The sequence below is a fragment of the Ferdinandcohnia jepli genome, from assembly GCF_047246645.1.
Lineage (GTDB): Bacteria > Bacillota > Bacilli > Bacillales > Bacillaceae_L > Ferdinandcohnia.
Genome location: NZ_JBFOKR010000045.1, coordinates 1 through 2,351 on the forward strand (window position 1 = coordinate 1; position 2,351 = coordinate 2,351).

At 30.2% G+C, this 2,351-nt stretch carries 2 protein-coding genes; one reads left to right on the forward strand and one right to left on the reverse strand.

Features of this window, described 5'->3' with window-relative positions; translation table 11 throughout:
• Positions 1 to 199 precede the first annotated feature (199 nt).
• Positions 200 to 1,327 carry a tetratricopeptide repeat protein gene (locus tag AB3M96_RS23565; RefSeq protein WP_412970049.1) on the reverse strand — a complete coding sequence of 376 codons (1,128 nt, stop codon included), beginning with the start codon at positions 1,325 to 1,327 and terminating at the stop codon, positions 200 to 202.
• Between the two features lie 372 nt (positions 1,328 to 1,699).
• Here AB3M96_RS23565 and AB3M96_RS23570 point away from each other — a divergent pair, with 372 nt between their 5' ends.
• Entirely contained in the window at positions 1,700 to 2,056 is a 357-nt protein-coding gene (locus AB3M96_RS23570; RefSeq protein WP_412970050.1) for a hypothetical protein, read from the forward strand.
• Positions 2,057 to 2,351 lie beyond the last annotated feature (295 nt).

The window sequence follows — 2,351 nt, forward strand, 5'->3', positions numbered from 1 at the left end:
TAGCGCAAGCACGGTTCTGTGAGGGGGGAGGAGTACAATTTACCGTAAGGTAGAAAGGCTCCCTTCTACTCGACTAGTTAAAAGCTCTGTTATATTTTATTATTGTTTTTTAATTATAAAGATGGACTTCCTCTTTATGGAAATCCATTCGAAAATTAGATACTAGCTTAATGGGGGAAGATTAAAAATTGATTATTACTTAAATCTTCTCTTTAAATTCTCTTAACCATCTTTTAAATTCATCTATGTTCCAATCACCCCTTGTTGCTGAATTTACTGCTTCCTCAGCGTAAGTTAGTGCTTTATCCTGGTTAGAATGTAATGCTATTTCAGCTAGTCTTTGATAAAGCATAGGTATGTCTTGAAACTCTATATTATTTTCTAACATGAGTAATGCATCCTCGAAACGATTTTGAGTTAGATAAATCTCTGTTAATAAATTATATACATGTGGAGCTTCATAAAAATAATGCCCTTTTTCTTCTAAATAGGTTAAGGCTGATTGCTCAGCTTCTTCGATTTCCCCATTAGTAATCAGTGTTTGAATTTTGGTAATTGGTTCCCAGTCTTCTGAAAATAAGTTATGGTAGTTTTTAAGATCTAACCCAGTTAATTCGTTAAATGATCTAGAAAATTCTCCTGTTTCTTTTGTCTTTTGAATGAGCGACATTAAAACCTGTTTTTCGTGCTTATAAATCAAATATTCAACTGCATATTGCATGAATATATATGAGCTATTATAATTATCTTCTTCTCGCTTAATTTCTGCAAAAGGCATCACGTCAGATCCTGAGCCTGAGTTATAATTTAAAGTGATAGGAGATATTCTCTGTGCAAATGCGCTTGCTACTCCTTCATGAAACCAATCTGGAATATGTTCATTACCATTACTAGCTAGATGTATAAAAAAGTGAGCAAATTCATGAGAATAAGTATTAAGTAAAAAACTAATATCATCTTTACTTCTTAATAGAATAATATTGTTTTCTGTAAAAATCCCTTCACCAGAAAGACCTGGATGAGGCTGGTCGTCTTTGTGAATGAGGTATATATTTAAATGTTGTGTGGATAAATCCTGTTCTTTAAACCATAAATCACCCAATTCTAAGATCTTTGGAGTAATTTCTATGAATTTTTCTACTTTTTCCCTTTCGTCAGGGTGATAATGAATGGTATAAAAGGAACCTTTTTCTTCGATATACTCTTCATGTTTCCAGGATAGCAATGTTTCTACTTTTTGATTCTTAAGCCAATAGATCCCCCCGAAAGTACAGAGAATTATCCCCAACATTAAACTAGATGTTATAAAAATTATTTTTCTTATCATGTAAAACTCCTTTAGGTATTGTTAATTATTATAATATTAAAATAATTAACAAGATTTTACAAATATAGGTGGTTTCGAGCAAAATACACAAATCTTCAATTTGTGAGCTTTAAACCATAATAATTATGTTTCTATCAACATTTTCGAATTTTTGAAATGAAAATAAAAGTGATGCTAGTTGACTTAATGATTTATAGGTTTTAGTACTAAGAATGTTGCAACATTTTTAGTAATTAAAGATTTAAATTTGTGAACTTATGTAACGGATGCGTTGACCCAAGAAGGATTAAGGGACTTAATTGTTGAAGTTATTAAGCTAACGAGGCAGTATTCTTTAACAAGGTAAATTAGATATTGATAAGGGAGAGGTTTATGCGGAATAAAAAGATTATATTACTCATTTTAATTATTTCTATCATTGGAAGTATATTTCTTTTAAATTACTTTTTTACAACATCTTCAACTTATGCAATCGTTACTGTCTTGGAGAAGGGATATTCTGAGGATAATGATGAAGCATGGATTACAGTTGTTCCTCCCAATACAGATATTGAGTATCAAAATGAATATAAAATAAAAATCACAGTAAAAGAGCTCATGGTATGGAATTTAATCGAAAAAGACCAAACTTACTCAGTGAATTATAAAAAGAGGAAAAATGTAAAAACCTTGAATTATATTAAATATGTTGATGACGACCAAGCAATCCTATATCATAACGCATTCTAATGGGTGCTTTAGTTGAATATGATTTCACATTTTCACGACAGTTAACTACAGTCGTTTTTATTATATTTCAGACATAAAAGACGCAATAAAAAAGCAGCAAAATTTACAAGAGTACAAATTTTCATTGTCTATCATCATATAATATGTTATTTTACTTACTAATTGACTTTGAAAACCATAAATAATATTACCATATCAACAAGAAAGCAATGCTAATTTGTACTGCACCCCAAAAGTTAGAGAGAAATCTTACTTTTGGGGTGTGTTTTTTATGGCTAAATATAGTGAGCAATTT